Genomic DNA, 13273 nt, shown 5'->3' on the forward strand with positions numbered 1-13273 from the left:
GTATGGAAAGCCAACGGCAATTCTTCAACAGCCGAGCCGAGCAGTGGGAGGACAAATGCTACCCGCCGCCAGTCCGGGAGCGCCTGGAAAAACTCATTTGCGATTTTCAGATCCGACCCGGCGCCCGTGTCCTGGACATGGGTGCCGGATCCGGGGTGCTCCAGCCCTATCTGCGGCCCATGATCGGACCGCAAGGCATCCTGCTGGCCTTCGACATCTCCGAAAACATGCTCCGCCAAGCCCGCAAGAAGGAACTCTCCCCGCTGGATATGTTCTTTCAAGGCGATGCGCTGCACCTTCCCCTGCATCCGGAACGCTTCGACCATGTGATCTGTTTCGCGGCCTTTCCCCATTTCCCCGATCCGGAACAGGCACTGCGGGAAATGGCCCGTGTCGCCAAACGCGGCGGCGAGGTGGTCATCGCCCATCTGCTCAGCCGGGAAGAACTGGCCCGGCACCACGGCACCCATGAGACCGTGGCCGACGACGTCCTGCCAGACGCGCCGGGCATGCGCCATCTGTTTCAGACCGCAGGACTGGACGTGCCCGAGGTCGTGGACCAGCCGGGCCGCTATCTGGCCAGGGCACGCAAATCCTACTCCAGATGACCCCGACACGTTTGGACATTCATGAACTGACCTGTCGTTTCGGCACGGCTCCGGTGGTTCAGGACGTGTCGCTGCATGTCGCGCCCGGCGAACACGTGGCCGTGATCGGCGGCAACGGTTCGGGCAAGACCACGTTGCTCCGCACCGTGATGGGTCTGCACCGGAACTTCCGGGGGACGATCCTGCTGAACGGAAAGCCGTTGCCGCCCGGCCCGATGTCCGCGCATCCCGACATGGCCTGGATGCCGCAGCGCCAGCCCAGGGGCCAGTTCCCCTTTACCGTGCGTGAACTGCTGGCCGCCGGAAATACAGCGGGGAACAAAGCGCAAGCCGCCCTGAACGCGGCTCGCGAACTGGGCATCCAGGAACTTCTGCACCGTCCCTTGACCGCCTTGTCCGGGGGCCAGCTCCAACGGGCCTACCTGGCCAGGGCGCTGGGCGCTTTGGCCGGAGGGGCCGGGCTGCTCCTGGCGGACGAACCCACCGCGGCCCTGGATTTTTCTGGCCAGGAACAAGTGGCGGCCCTGCTCGCGACCCTGCCCGCGACTTTGCTCCTGGTGACCCACGATATGGACCTGGCCGCGAAATGCCACCGCGTCCTGCGCATGGCCCAGGGCCGGATCCGCGAATATTCCTCAAAACATGAGGCGCTTTGTTGTACAAGGGAGGTGCGCGGATGAACGTCGCCGATTTCATGGACCTGCTCAGCCTGGCCCCGGTCCAGCGCGGCTTCATCGCCCTGCTCATCTCCGGACTGGGCCTACCTTTGGTTGGCGTGTTCATCGTCGGCCTGAACATCTATCCCCTGCGCTTCACCATCATGCACGTGGCCCTGTTGGCCGTGGCCGTGGGCCAGGTCTTCGGCCTGGACCCGCTGCTTCTGGCCCTGGTGCTCTGCGCCTTGACCGGACGGTTACTGGCCTCCTTCGCGAACCGGCCGGCCGGCGCGCCCGGAGCCATGGGTTTTTTCATGGTCGTCTCCATTGCCCTGGCCTTTCTAGTGCTTTCCCTGGGCGGGGTGCACGCCAATGCAGCCTTTGAACTGCTCTGGGGCTCCATCCTGGCCGTACGACCGCTGGACGTGGTCTTCCTGGCCGTAATCTGCCTGACCCTGGTACTGCTCTTTTTCTGGAAGCGCCGACACCTGGCCCTGCTGCTCTTTGACCAGGAAATGGCCTGGTGCTCCGGGGTGCCCGTACGCGGCCTGACCATCGCCCTGTACGTGCTCATCGCCGTGGCCATAGCCGGGACCATCCGCCTGACCGGGGCACTGTTGGTGGACGCGGTGACCATTCTCCCGGCCCTGGCCGCGCGCAACATCGGCACAAGCCTGACCTCCATCGCGGTCTGGGCCCTGGTATTCGGCTTTTTCGGCAACCTGGCCGGTTTTCTCATCGCCGTGTTCCTGGACCAGCCCCTGGGCCCGGTCCTGGTGCTCACGGCCGGGGCCGTCACCTTGGCTACTTACGCAATCAACGCCCTGAAAGGACAACGCTCATGAACCGCCTGACGATTTCCATGACAACGCTTGCGACTCCGCTGCTGTTGCTCTTTTTTTTGCTTTCGGCATCCCCGGTCCCTGCCGCGTCTCCGACAGTCGCCGCGGCCACGGGCTGGGCCGCGGCTCTGGCCAGGGCTGCCGGGGCCGAAGACGTCCTGGTCATCGCCCCGGAAGCCCTGCAGCACCCGCCGGACTACGATCCCAAACCTTCTGATCTGCTGCGTCTCAAAGACGCGGATTACATCATCCTGGGCGGCTTCGAGGGCTTCGCCCAGCGCCTGCGCGACGCCGCCGGAAGCCGGGCCCGACTCGTGGAAGCGCACCTGGAAAACAGCCCCGTGGTCATCCACAAGGAAGTCCTCCGCCTGGGCGAACTCTTCGGCACCCGGGACAAGGCTGAACAATTTCTCCTGGAATTCGACACGGAATACGCCAGGCTGAACACGACCCTGCGAGAACACTTCGCAACCCAAGGCAACCGGGCCGTTGCTCAGGTATTCATGGCCGTATGGGCTGATTTCGCGGGGCTGGAATTGGCGGGAACCTTCGGTCCCGGGCTGCTTCAACCCGGTGCACTGCTGCGTCTGTCGGCCCAAAAGCCGGACATCGTCCTGGACAATGCCCACATGCCCGCCGGAGCGCCCATTGCCGAGGCGGCAAACGCCGCGCTGGTCCGCGTGATCAACTTTCCCGCTCCGGGCATGGAACTGCTGGACGTTTTTCGGGAGAACGCGAGGGTGCTGATGGGGATCAACCCTTCCAAGGACCACTGATGCCGATGCTATTGCCGTGTTCGCTTGAAAATTGGCGGGGGCGGCGCTGAACTATCGTTACTCTCACCGGCCACGATTTGGAGATGGATTGGCAGTCATCCTCCACTTTCCACCTCTCAGTCCATCCCGCATATGGATATTTCGGAAACCAAAGACCGTCCACCTGCCGGAGCCAAGCTTCACAATCTATCCCGCCGTGACGGACCAGCTGAGTAAAAGGCACGATTATCCGATCTTCAAAACGATTTCCGTCAGCACGCATGGGACTGACGTCCCAACGTCGGCCTGCCTTATGGCCAAAGAGGTAACTACTCAGCATTTTCAGGATAGTACTGGAGTGTTCCGGATTGTCTCGTTTTTTCGGCATCGCCTGTTTGACTGAGCCGGGATTCGTTCATCGAACCATTGCCGAAGCCCAAAGCGCCAGATGAGGTTTATTCGAGCAATGGTTCGATGTTACGAAGCCGGCGAAGGAGTTGCGATGCCGAAATCGAGACCATCCGGAACGCAGCTGAATAGTTACCCAAAGAGTAACATTTCCCACCCACAATGGTAACACGATTAATGCTATCGCGCTTCTTTGTTGTAATAATTGCTCCAACGGTATAATGAGTGAAGTTTCTTTGGCTAATACATGCCCTGACTGCATTCACGAACGTTCACTCCTGATCCCCGGACAGAGGCCACTCATGCTCCGTTTCGCGACTAGGCGACTTTTTGGCGTGTTCATCACGGCCCTGTTCGTCACCTTCCTGACCTTTTGCCTGCTCAAGGCCGCGCCGGGTGATCCGGCCTTGATTCTGCTCCAGCAGCAGGAATCCGTCGCGGATGAGGCCTCGCTGGCTGAAGCGCGACAGGCACTGGGCCTCGATCGACCCTTTCTTGTCCAGTATGCGGTCTGGCTTTCGCAAATCGTCCGGGGCGACTTGGGCGGGTCCTACTATACCAGTGCTCGCGTCGGCGATGAGATCAAGCGGGCTTTCCCGGTAACCCTGAACCTGACCATTGGAGCCCTGTTGGCGACCCTGTTGGTATCTTTGGTCTTGGGCCTCGCGTCCGCCAGGGAAGGTGGGTTCTGGGACTATCTGACCAGGGCCGGCGCGGTCTTCGGCAGCGCGGTCCCATCCTTCTGGCTCGGGCTGCTGTTGATGTGGATCTTCGCGGTCCAGCTCGGCTATTTTCCGGCCGTCGGCCTGGGGCGGCCCTGGTCCATGGTTCTGCCGACCCTGACCCTGGCCTTGGGCCCCGCGCTGTACAACGCCCGCCTGTTCGCCGCGTGCATCCAGGAAACGGACGACGAGGAATACGTCCTGTTTGCCCGGTCCAAGGGGTTGTCCGAAACCCGGATTCTGCTGCTTCATCGCCTCAAGCCGAGCCTGATTCCCTTGATCGCCTCGCTGAGCGTAACCGTGGGCATGCTCCTGGCCGGGACCGTCCTGGTGGAAAACATCTTCGCCCTGCCCGGAATGGGAGTGCTGGCCGTGGAGGCGGTCTTCAACCGGGACTTTCCCGTGGTCATGGGCTACGTCCTGGCCATGGCAGGAGTTTTCACCCTGGTGAATCTGGCCGCTGACCTGCTCTGCGCCTGGATAGACCCCAGAGTGCGCCTGGAGGCGCGGTGAGCTGCGGTTTATTTCGCCACAAGCAGGGCACGGTGACCCTGAGTTGCGGCGCTCTGCTGCTGGGGACTCTGGCCGGCCTGGCCCTTCTCGCGCCCCTGATCGCCCCGGCCGATCCCACTGACGTCAACCTGTCCCAGCGCCTGATCCCTCCTTTTGAAGGCTCCGCTCTCCTGGGCACGGACCAGCTGGGCAGGTGCGTCCTGTCCCGCCTGTTGCACGGCGCCAGGATCACCTTCACCGCGGTCTTCGCCATTCTCTCGTTCACGGTTGTCTCCGGAACCCTGCTGGGCTGCCTGGCCGGTCAGGGTTCGGCCTGGGTCGACGGCCTGCTGACCAGGTTCACCGACGGGGTCATGGCCTTTCCCGGACTGATCCTGGCCCTGGCCATCGCCGGGATCCTCGGGCCCGGCCTTTCCAGCGTGATCCTGGCCCTGTGCGGGGTGCAGTGGGTCCGTTTTTTCCGGCTGGCCCGGAGCATGACGGTCAGCCTGAAGGAGCGGGCCTACGTCCAGGCCGCGATTATTTCCGGAGCAGGAACCTGGGCGATCATGATCGGCCACGTTCTGCCCAAACTCCTGCCTTCGGTCGCCGTTCTCGCGACACTGCAAATGGGCAGAATCGTACTCAGCGTTTCATCTCTCTCGTTTCTCGGCCTGGGCGCCACCCCCCCCGCTCCGGAGTGGGGGGCCATGCTCAGCGAGAGCAAAACCTACATGCAATCCGCGCCGTATCTGTTCTTCCTGCCGGGGTTCTGCATCTTCCTGGCCGTTTTGGGTGGGCAGCTGATGGGCATGGGCCTGCAAAAGAAACTGGATCTGTCCCGCAAGGGCTATCTGTAAAACCAGGACTTCACCGTAAAGTCCGCAACAACACGGAGGAGCACATGAACGCTTGCGTCAGACGGTCGGGCAGGGCCTTTCAGACCCAGCCCCTGGCCTTGGCTCTGGTCTTGGCCCTTGTTTTGACCTTGGGCCTTGCGTCGGTTTGGAACCAAACGGCCCAGGCCGCCATGAACCCGGTGATCATCGGCGAGGATGTGGACATTGCCGGTTTCGATCCCGCGCTGAATGAATCCCCATGGGCATTTCGCCCGCTGGTCTACAACACGCTGGTGGAGCTGGACCTGGATTTCAAGATCACGCCGGGCCTGGCCACCCACTGGGAAGCGAGCCCGGACGGGCTGACCTGGACCTTTTTCCTGCGTCCGGACGTGGTCTTCCACGACGGATCGCCCTTGACCGCCGAGGTGGTCAAGATGAATTTCGAGCGCCTTCGGGAAGGCGCCCAAAAAAGCTGGCTTTCCGGGATAGAGGAGATCAGCGTGCCGGACGAGGCAACCGTGGTGTTCCGGATGAACGCGCCGACATTCATTTTCGACTCCCACCTGACTCCGCCCTTCCTGTCCATTGTCGGTCCCGCCGCTGTGGATGACCAAGGCAAGGTGATTGCGGCCATCGGCACGGGACCGTTCACGGTGGAGTCCTGGCAAAAGGGCAGGGAGTGCGTGCTCAGGGCCAATCCCAGCTATTGGGGCGGGAAGCCGCGCATCGACCAGGTGATCTTCCGGATCATCCGCGATCCGGACGCCCGGGTCATGGCCTTTGAAAGCGGGGACGTGAACCTGGTCAGTCTCCGGGGGGCCCTGACCGCGGTCCAGCGGCTTGAAAAAAACGAGTCGTTCACCATCCTGAAACGGACCGGCCAGACCTCGGAAAACATCTACCTGAACACCCGGCGTCCTCTGCTTTCCGATCCCCTGGTCCGCCGCGCCCTGGCCAAGGCCCTGGACCTGGAAACCATGATTCCGGAGCTGTTGGGCGAAACCGCCGAACCGGGCCGAACCTTCTTCGCCTCCGGCTTCGGAGCCTTCGTTTCGCCCACGCCGTACATGCCGCGCTTTGACCTGGATCAGGCCAAGACATTGCTGGCCGAAGCCGGATGGAAAGCCGGTCCGCGCGGGGTCATGGAAAAGGACGGTTCCCCCATGAAACTGTCCCTGACAGTGGTGGCCAATAATGCCGAAAACATGCTCCTGGCCGCGGCGATCCAACATGCCTTGAAGGCCGTGGGTTGCGAGGTGGTGCTCAATCCCGTGGAATCCGCCGCGATTACCGAGCAATTCCGCAACGGGAACTACGACCTGCTGATGCTTGGGCAATGGCTGATCCCCCACAACGAGCCCTTCACCCATTACCGATTCGGGTATTATCACGACAATTCGACCTACAAGGTCTACACCTCCCCGGAAATCACGGCGCTCATCGATGAGCTGGAGACCACCGCGGACCGGGAACGTCGCCTGGACCTGCACCACGGCATTCAGGACGGCCTGGGCCTTGCGATGCCGGCCTGGGTGCTCTTTCATCGCAACAACATCATCGCGGTTCCCAGGGACTTTGCCGATTTCACGGTCTCCGTGGGCACGTGGCAGCTGTACCGCGATCTGGCCAAGCCCTGAACGGAATCCATCCCCAATGCGCCCCCTAAGCCTCTTTGCCCTCGAGAACCTGAGCATCGCCTATGCAACGTCGCGTGGCGCATTTCAGGCCGTCCGGGACGTTTCCCTGGATGTGGCCCACGGGCGTTTCGCCGGGCTCGTGGGCCACAGCGGAAGCGGAAAGACGACCTTGGTACGCGGCGTACTCGGGCTGTTGCGCCAGGGTGTCGAGCTGACCTCGGGCCGGGTGTTTTTCAAGGGCAGGGAGCTGGATCCGACCGGAGTTCGCTCCCTGCTCGGCAGAGAGATCGGCTTTGTTCCCCAAAGCCCGGTGGCGGCCATGAACCCGGTGCGCCGGGTCGGTTCGCAACTGGTCGAAGCGCTGCGCCACGGGACAAAATCGTCCCGCGCCCAGGCCAGGGCGCGATGCCTGGCCCTGCTGGACAAGGTCCGGCTTGACGATCCCGAAAGGGTGCTGGACGCCTACCCCCACGAACTCAGCGGCGGCATGGCCCAACGGGTTGTTCTGGCCATGGCCGTTGCCGGCGCGCCCAGCCTGCTGGTGGCCGATGAGCCGACCACGGCCCTGGATGCCGGACTGCGCAAGGATCTGCTGGATCTGATCCGGCAATGGACCGTCGAGGGCATGGGCGTGCTCTTCATCAGCCACGACCTGGATCTGGTCCGCCGGTATGCGGATGATCTGGTGGTCATGGACCGGGGCCGATTGGCGACCCTGGACGCACTGACAAATGGAGGGGGCGTGTGACCACGCTTTGGGAAGCCCGGGCGATCCGTAAAAACTACCGGGGGTCCGGGAAAAAGTCGCACATGGCCCTGGACAAAATCGACCTGGCCGTGGAAGCGGGGGAAATCGTGGCCCTGGTGGGGGAAAGCGGGTCCGGCAAAAGCACGCTGGCCCGCCTTGCCCTGGGTTTGGAGCGGCCGGACGCCGGGACGCTGCACTTCCGCGGCCGGCCCTATGCCGACTGGGGTCCGATGCGCACCCTCTACCCGCATATCCAGATGGTCTTTCAAAGCACCTCGGAATCAGCGGACCCGTCCTGGAGCGCGGCACAAGCCATCGCCGAACCGCTGGTCCACCTGACCGCCTTGACCCGCGGACAACGCCGAGAACGGGTCAAGGAATCAGCGGACAAGGTCGGCCTGCCCCAGGACCTGCTGGCCGTACCCGTGGGGTCGCTCAGCGGCGGGCAGAAGCAACGCGTCTGCATCGCCCGGGCCATGGCCGTACAACCGGAATTTCTGGTGTTGGATGAACCGACTTCAGGCCTGGACGTTCTGCTCCAGGAAAAACTGCTCACCCTGCTCCAAAGCCTGTCCAGTGAGCTGTCCGTAGCCATGCTCCTGATCACCCACGACCTCAAGGCCGCGGCCCGGTGCGCCCGGAGAATGGCCGTTCTCCACCAAGGAAGGATCATCGAAACGATGGAAACCCACCGGCTCGACCAACTCACACATCCCCTGGCACGCAGACTCTACGCATCAACAATCTGAACCAGCGCCCACTTGGGTTCAGGTCTTGCTTTATGAGGTATTTCATTCTTTTTTGATATAACCTGCACTGGATTCCGGCTTTCGCCAGAATGACTTATCGAAGCAAGCCGTATATACATCGGTCATACCGGAGAATGCCGGTATCCAGATCTTTTTCACGGATTTACTGAATAGATACTATGGGTAGAGCCATGTCCTTTTACATTGGCAAGAATGAATGCGTCAGCTTGACCGTGTAAGGAGAAATTCTTACCGCGAGCAAAAAGATGGAGAAGAGAGCATGACGACAATCCGCGAAGTGGCCACCATGACTTCCAAGGGCCAAGTCACCCTGCCCAAATCAATTCGTCAGGCCTTGGGCCTTGATGCCGGTTCCAAGCTGGCCTTCACCCTGTGCGGTGATGAAATTGTGATCACCGGGGAGGATGAGCACACCGATCCGGCCCTGGAATCTTTCCTGAATCTGCTGGAACAGGACATCGCCCATGGCCGCCATGTTTCCACTCTCCCGGACGACCTTGTCAAAAGTCTGGTCGCGGCATGTGAACATGACCAAGACCTTGATCAGGAAATCTCCGGGAACGTGGCCCTGTAATGCAGCGCCACGGGTGGACATTGCTCTTTCATGACTGCCTGCTCCGGCAACTGGAACGGCTTTCCGAGGCCTGTGAACGGGCCAGGGCGGCGACTCCCTCAGACTGGCAGAGCAATGCCAACGCCAAACTTTTTCATGCCCTTTCGCGGCTGATACTGGAAACCATTCCAAGCGACCCAAGCCGCTCGGTCTATCGTCAGGGCACAACCCTGGGCAAGGCCCATCGCCACTGGCGCAGGGCCAAGATCGGCAGACGCTTTCGTCTGTTCTTCCGTTACGACTCCACCGCTAAAATCATTATCCATGCCTGGGTCAACGATGAAAAGACCTTGCGACAAGCCCATGGGAAAACCGATTCGTAACTGAATATTGAAAAGTCCTAATCCACAGTCCGTTCAAAAACCCCAAGTGCAAGGAGCAAAAAAAGTTCAAGAACGAAGCGTATTTTGTCATACGTGAGAGTTTGAATTTTTGAAGAGACGCAGCAATTGGGGATTTTTCAACGGACTGGCATGCTGTTTTCCAAAAGATGCTCGCTCAAGGCCATCCCCCCGATTCCTGGAACCGCTCATCATCGAGTCCAAATCCGGCCGTCAAACCGATTTTGATTAAGGCGGTTATTCGTTGTGATGTCGTGAATCGGCGGAACGGATCGGGCTGCTGCTGGAACTGTTCGTAGGCCTGCTTGAGCTTTGCCAGGTCGAACTTCTTCATCTTCAGGAACGCCTGGGTCACCGCGCGCCCCCCTACTGCGTGCGCGGATTATTGGCTCAATTTGGAGCTGGCAATGCGATTCAGGCTTACGCCGCCTTCAGCGGCTTGAATGGCCAGTTTCCTATGAACCTCGGGCGGTACCCGGACCATGAATTTTCCGCTGAATTGCTTGCTTGCGATTGGTTCTGGAATCGGCTCGCCAGCATTGTTCATGTCCAGCAGTATATCCGCTACAAGATTCCGGACTCCCTTCAAAGCCTTTTCCGGTGTTTCAGTCAGCCAGCTTAAGCTGGGGAATTCGGCGCACAGGCCCACATACTCGCTATCATCCTCGGACCAGGTAACCCGATACGTATTATTTATCATTCTTTGCCGCCATGGCTTACCTCCAATTTTTCGATAGCCAGGGGGTCGTGATCAGCGCCGGGAAGCCGACCGCCGAAAGCGACGAATGCATTCCAGCTTACCCTGCCGCCAGTATCATGCACATTTCATTGAGGCTGACGACTTCCGTGGTTTCACTGATCGGATACCGTTCTTCGCCCGGATAGACGACGAATGCCCTGGAAGGATTCACGTCCGTAAGGGCGAGATGGAATCCTTTTTCAGGTCTGGGGGAAAGGCTGTTCTTGATTTCGACGGCCCAGAGTTCGCCACCGGGAAGTCTCAGCAGCAGGTCGATTTCGGCGCCCGCTGCCGTACGAAAGAAGTTCGCCCGGGTCCGAACCGGGGCCGCGGCCAGGAGATTCTCGATCACGAATCCCTCCCAGCTCGCGCCGGCCACGGGATGCCCGGCAAGTTCATTATGGTCCGTGATGTCCAGTAGTGCGTGCAGCAGGCCGCTGTCGCGCACATAGATTTTTGGTGACTTGACGAGTCGCTTGCCCAGATTGACATGGAAAGGCGATAGCCTGCGCACCAGCAGCAGGTCCACGAGCAGGTCGATATACCGCGTTATGGTTTGAGCGCTGACCCCAAGGCTCGCCGCAATGCGGGAGGCGTTCAGGAGCGTGCCTTGCCCGTACGCAAGCATGGTCCATAATCGTTGCATCGTCTCCGCGGGCAGGCGCGGACCGAACATCGGAACATCCCGCTCCAGATAGGTCCGGATGAAATCCTTTCGCAGGGCCAGGCTTGTCGGGTCGTCTTCAGCGAGAAAACTGTCCGGGAAACCGCCACGAACCCAGAGGTCGAACTGTTTCGATGGAACATCCGCAACCTCCAGCACATCGAACGGCCCCATATCCACATAAGCGATCCGACCGGCAAGGCTTTCGCCCGACTGCCTGAGCAACTCAATGGAAGCGGAGCCGAGAAGCAGAAACCGGCCGACACGCCGTCCACGGTTTCGTCCCTGGTCGATGATGCCTCGCAAGGACTGAAACAGTTCCGGCACACGGTGTATCTCGTCAAGGATGACCAGGCGGTCCTCATACCTGCTCAGGAAAAGAACCGGTTCCGCCAACTTCTGACGATCTCCGGGACTTTCGAGGTCAAGATACAGCGATGGAAGGTCATTGCCGTTGGCCAAGGCCAGCGTGGTTTTCCCCACCTGACGCGGCCCGATCAGGGCCACCGCGGATTGACGTTTCAGAGCCGACTGGATGAAAGGAGGATGCGTCCTTGCAATTTATCCATCACGTGATGAATTTACAAGGTAGTTTATCCATGACCAAGGCAGCTTTCGGGAGCAGGGACAGAGCTAATCTCTTGTATTTTCCATATTTGCTTCCCAAAACAGACTGTATTTTGCCTTAGAACCCCCATTTCGTCCTTGCCCACATCATGCGGCTGTTCCCGCCCTTCGATTGCCTTCCTGAACTCCTTCATACTCCGGCTCGTTCCGGCCCCGTTGAGCATGTTGTGTCATTGCAAAAGAGGTTCCATGGTGAATTTTCATACTCTCTCCGCAGGATTTTTTACATGACAGGCGACTTGTCGATGTTTTTCCTGCGGATGCAGATGTTCAAACATGCAGGAAACACGCAAGGAGCAATATATGAGCGACATTGTCCGGAGAATACGAGCGGAGCTGGAGCAGGAAGCGGATCCGCAAACGAAAACCAGCGGACAGCGGTTCTTTCGGGAACAGGTCCAGCTCTACGGGGTCAGAACGGCCGTCGTGACCAGGATCGCGAAGAAGTATTTCAAGGAGATCAGCAAATCGGGCAAGGAGACGATTTTCGATCTTTGTGAAGAGCTGTGGCAATCGGGATATCTGGAAGAAAGCTTCATTGCCTGCAACTGGTCCCATGCCCTGCGGAAACATTACGAACCCGGCGATTTTCTGGTCTTTGAAAGATGGGTCAACCGCTACGTCGCCAACTGGGCTTCCTGTGACACACTCTGCAACCATACCGTGGGCTCGTTTCTCGAAATGTATCCGGAAAGCCTGCCCAATCTGCAAACCTGGGCCATATCCCCCAACCGCTGGATGCGCCGCGCCTCCGCGGTGTCCCTGATCATTCCGGCCAGGCGGGGAAAATTCCTGAAGGAAGTGTTTGCAATGGCCGACATCGTGCTCATGGACGCAGACGACCTGGTTCGGAAGGGGTACGGATGGATGCTGAAGTCAGCCGGGCAGGTGCATCAAAAAGAAGTCTTCGAGTATGTTCTCGCCAGAAAAGCAATCATGCCCAGGACCGCCTTGCGCTATGCAATCGAAAAAATGCCGAAGGAATGGAGGGACGAAGCAATGGGAAGAGTCGCGGTGAAGGTTGTGCCGGACCGCTGAAAAATTGACAAGCCAAGCAATTATACACTGACGACGGGAAAATCGAACGTGCTGCTCAGCATGCAATTACACTGTCACCTACAGCGGTTTGGCTAGTAATACAATTATCTGTAAAATAGATCCAGTAAAACATCTTCAACATTTCGTCTCGAATCAATAACTGATAACACAATAACTTTTGTATCTGATGCTCTGTATATCACTCGCCAGGGGGCAACAATCAACTCACGGTATACATTTATTCCCTGTTCTTTTAATTCGGGAACAATTCGGCCACGATCCGGCATTATATAGAGCGTCGATGTCGTTTGCCTGATCTTTTGAAGAATTCGTTTGGCATCTTCAGGACTATCCAGTGCAATATAATCAATGATTATTTTCAAGTCATTTTGCGCTATTTCAGCCCAAACAACTTGATATTTCTCGTTCATTAACTACTTTCCCGCAATCCATTCTCAATACTATTGAAAACATCTTCCTGGCTTTTAACTCGCCCTTCTCTGGCATCGGATTCACCTTCGGATATAAGCTTCAAGATGCCAATAGCGTTGCGCATGTTTTCATAGCTTTTGGGATCCTGTAATACTGCCCTGGGCTCACCGTTTTGGGTTATTATGACAGGCCGACGTGTCTCATTAATTTGATTCAGTAGATCGGCCGCTCGGGATTTCAGAAAAGTTACCGGTTTGATATCATTTGTAATATTCATTTACTTACCTCCAGTCCGAAAAAGGTATCAAAATCGGACAGCATGTCAAATGTAGTCAACAT

The 13273-nt window shown here is 58.9% G+C and carries 17 protein-coding genes; 12 read left to right on the plus strand and 5 right to left on the minus strand.

The genetic code is table 11. From position 1 onward, the window contains the following. Positions 1-2 precede the first annotated feature (2 nt). From ACYQ15_RS11755 to ACYQ15_RS11805, 11 genes are all read left to right on the plus strand, one after another. Positions 3-608 carry a class I SAM-dependent methyltransferase gene (locus tag ACYQ15_RS11755; protein WP_459937702.1) on the plus strand — a complete coding sequence of 202 codons (606 nt, stop codon included), beginning with the start codon at positions 3-5 and terminating at the stop codon, positions 606-608. Beyond that, the gene (locus tag ACYQ15_RS11760; RefSeq protein WP_459937703.1) at positions 605-1288 is read left to right on the plus strand and encodes an ATP-binding cassette domain-containing protein; all 684 of its coding nucleotides are present in this window, start codon (positions 605-607) and stop codon (positions 1286-1288) included. The genes ACYQ15_RS11755 and ACYQ15_RS11760 overlap by 4 nt, the downstream gene beginning before the upstream one ends. Then, on the plus strand, positions 1285-2109 hold the full coding sequence (locus ACYQ15_RS11765; protein ID WP_459937704.1) for a metal ABC transporter permease: 825 nt from the start codon (positions 1285-1287) through the stop codon (positions 2107-2109). The genes ACYQ15_RS11760 and ACYQ15_RS11765 overlap by 4 nt, the downstream gene beginning before the upstream one ends. Further along, the gene (locus tag ACYQ15_RS11770) at positions 2106-2882 is read left to right on the plus strand and encodes a TroA family protein (protein WP_459937705.1); all 777 of its coding nucleotides are present in this window, start codon (positions 2106-2108) and stop codon (positions 2880-2882) included. Before ACYQ15_RS11765 ends, ACYQ15_RS11770 begins: the two co-directional genes overlap by 4 nt. A gap of 689 nt (positions 2883-3571) precedes the next feature. Beyond that, on the plus strand, positions 3572-4504 hold the full coding sequence (locus tag ACYQ15_RS11775; RefSeq protein WP_459937706.1) for an ABC transporter permease: 933 nt from the start codon (positions 3572-3574) through the stop codon (positions 4502-4504). Continuing rightward, positions 4501-5343, plus strand: coding sequence for an ABC transporter permease (locus ACYQ15_RS11780; RefSeq protein WP_459937707.1), 843 nt, complete (start codon positions 4501-4503; stop codon positions 5341-5343). The genes ACYQ15_RS11775 and ACYQ15_RS11780 overlap by 4 nt, the downstream gene beginning before the upstream one ends. Positions 5344-5387: 44 nt before the next feature. Continuing rightward, positions 5388-6962, plus strand: coding sequence for an ABC transporter substrate-binding protein (locus ACYQ15_RS11785; RefSeq protein WP_459937708.1), 1575 nt, complete (start codon positions 5388-5390; stop codon positions 6960-6962). Between the two features lie 16 nt (positions 6963-6978). Further along, a complete protein-coding gene (locus tag ACYQ15_RS11790; RefSeq protein WP_459937709.1) occupies positions 6979-7710 on the plus strand; it encodes an ATP-binding cassette domain-containing protein in 732 nt (243 codons plus the stop codon). Beyond that, entirely contained in the window at positions 7707-8459 is a 753-nt protein-coding gene (locus ACYQ15_RS11795; RefSeq protein WP_459937710.1) for an ATP-binding cassette domain-containing protein, read from the plus strand. The genes ACYQ15_RS11790 and ACYQ15_RS11795 overlap by 4 nt, the downstream gene beginning before the upstream one ends. A gap of 280 nt (positions 8460-8739) precedes the next feature. Then, entirely contained in the window at positions 8740-9054 is a 315-nt protein-coding gene (locus ACYQ15_RS11800; RefSeq protein WP_459937711.1) for a type II toxin-antitoxin system PrlF family antitoxin, read from the plus strand. Then, complete coding sequence (locus tag ACYQ15_RS11805) at positions 9054-9416, plus strand: type II toxin-antitoxin system YhaV family toxin (protein WP_459937712.1); 363 nt, start codon at positions 9054-9056, stop codon at positions 9414-9416. The genes ACYQ15_RS11800 and ACYQ15_RS11805 overlap by 1 nt, the downstream gene beginning before the upstream one ends. A 175-nt stretch (positions 9417-9591) precedes the next feature. On the opposite strand, the gene ACYQ15_RS11810 is transcribed toward ACYQ15_RS11805, so the two are convergent. From ACYQ15_RS11810 to ACYQ15_RS11820, 3 genes are all read right to left on the minus strand, one after another. Then, a complete protein-coding gene (locus tag ACYQ15_RS11810) occupies positions 9592-9789 on the minus strand; it encodes a hypothetical protein (RefSeq protein ID WP_459937713.1) in 198 nt (65 codons plus the stop codon). 27 nt (positions 9790-9816) lie between these two features. Continuing rightward, positions 9817-10134, minus strand: coding sequence for a type II toxin-antitoxin system HicB family antitoxin (locus tag ACYQ15_RS11815; protein WP_459937714.1), 318 nt, complete (start codon positions 10132-10134; stop codon positions 9817-9819). A gap of 97 nt (positions 10135-10231) precedes the next feature. Then, positions 10232-11344 carry an ATP-binding protein gene (locus tag ACYQ15_RS11820; protein WP_459937715.1) on the minus strand — a complete coding sequence of 371 codons (1113 nt, stop codon included), beginning with the start codon at positions 11342-11344 and terminating at the stop codon, positions 10232-10234. Between the two features lie 423 nt (positions 11345-11767). Between ACYQ15_RS11820 and ACYQ15_RS11825 the strand changes: the two genes are divergently transcribed. Continuing rightward, positions 11768-12502, plus strand: coding sequence for a DNA alkylation repair protein (locus ACYQ15_RS11825; RefSeq protein WP_459937716.1), 735 nt, complete (start codon positions 11768-11770; stop codon positions 12500-12502). 104 nt (positions 12503-12606) lie between these two features. On the opposite strand, the gene ACYQ15_RS11830 is transcribed toward ACYQ15_RS11825, so the two are convergent. Together ACYQ15_RS11830 and ACYQ15_RS11835 are read right to left on the minus strand one after the other, a co-directional pair. Next, positions 12607-12933 carry a type II toxin-antitoxin system RelE/ParE family toxin gene (locus tag ACYQ15_RS11830; RefSeq protein WP_459937717.1) on the minus strand — a complete coding sequence of 109 codons (327 nt, stop codon included), beginning with the start codon at positions 12931-12933 and terminating at the stop codon, positions 12607-12609. Next, complete coding sequence (locus tag ACYQ15_RS11835; RefSeq protein WP_459937718.1) at positions 12933-13211, minus strand: type II toxin-antitoxin system Phd/YefM family antitoxin; 279 nt, start codon at positions 13209-13211, stop codon at positions 12933-12935. Before ACYQ15_RS11835 ends, ACYQ15_RS11830 begins: the two co-directional genes overlap by 1 nt. Positions 13212-13273 lie beyond the last annotated feature (62 nt).

The organism is Desulfonatronum parangueonense (assembly GCF_054656975.1).

What these genes read in the sequence shown, in the direction of transcription:
- ACYQ15_RS11755 (WP_459937702.1), top strand. Translation starts at nt 3, where the DNA reads ATGGAAAGCCAACGGCAATTCTTCAACAGCCGAGCCGAGCAGTGGGAG.
- ACYQ15_RS11760 (WP_459937703.1), top strand. Translation starts at nt 605, where the DNA reads ATGACCCCGACACGTTTGGACATTCATGAACTGACCTGTCGTTTCGGC.
- ACYQ15_RS11765 (WP_459937704.1), top strand. Translation starts at nt 1,285, where the DNA reads ATGAACGTCGCCGATTTCATGGACCTGCTCAGCCTGGCCCCGGTCCAG.
- ACYQ15_RS11770 (WP_459937705.1), top strand. Translation starts at nt 2,106, where the DNA reads ATGAACCGCCTGACGATTTCCATGACAACGCTTGCGACTCCGCTGCTG.
- ACYQ15_RS11775 (WP_459937706.1), top strand. Translation starts at nt 3,572, where the DNA reads ATGCTCCGTTTCGCGACTAGGCGACTTTTTGGCGTGTTCATCACGGCC.
- ACYQ15_RS11785 (WP_459937708.1), top strand. Translation starts at nt 5,388, where the DNA reads ATGAACGCTTGCGTCAGACGGTCGGGCAGGGCCTTTCAGACCCAGCCC.
- ACYQ15_RS11790 (WP_459937709.1), top strand. Translation starts at nt 6,979, where the DNA reads ATGCGCCCCCTAAGCCTCTTTGCCCTCGAGAACCTGAGCATCGCCTAT.
- ACYQ15_RS11800 (WP_459937711.1), top strand. Translation starts at nt 8,740, where the DNA reads ATGACGACAATCCGCGAAGTGGCCACCATGACTTCCAAGGGCCAAGTC.
- ACYQ15_RS11805 (WP_459937712.1), top strand. Translation starts at nt 9,054, where the DNA reads ATGCAGCGCCACGGGTGGACATTGCTCTTTCATGACTGCCTGCTCCGG.
- ACYQ15_RS11815 (WP_459937714.1), bottom strand. Translation starts at nt 10,134, where the DNA reads ATGATAAATAATACGTATCGGGTTACCTGGTCCGAGGATGATAGCGAG.
- ACYQ15_RS11825 (WP_459937716.1), top strand. Translation starts at nt 11,768, where the DNA reads ATGAGCGACATTGTCCGGAGAATACGAGCGGAGCTGGAGCAGGAAGCG.
- ACYQ15_RS11830 (WP_459937717.1), bottom strand. Translation starts at nt 12,933, where the DNA reads ATGAACGAGAAATATCAAGTTGTTTGGGCTGAAATAGCGCAAAATGAC.
- ACYQ15_RS11835 (WP_459937718.1), bottom strand. Translation starts at nt 13,211, where the DNA reads ATGAATATTACAAATGATATCAAACCGGTAACTTTTCTGAAATCCCGA.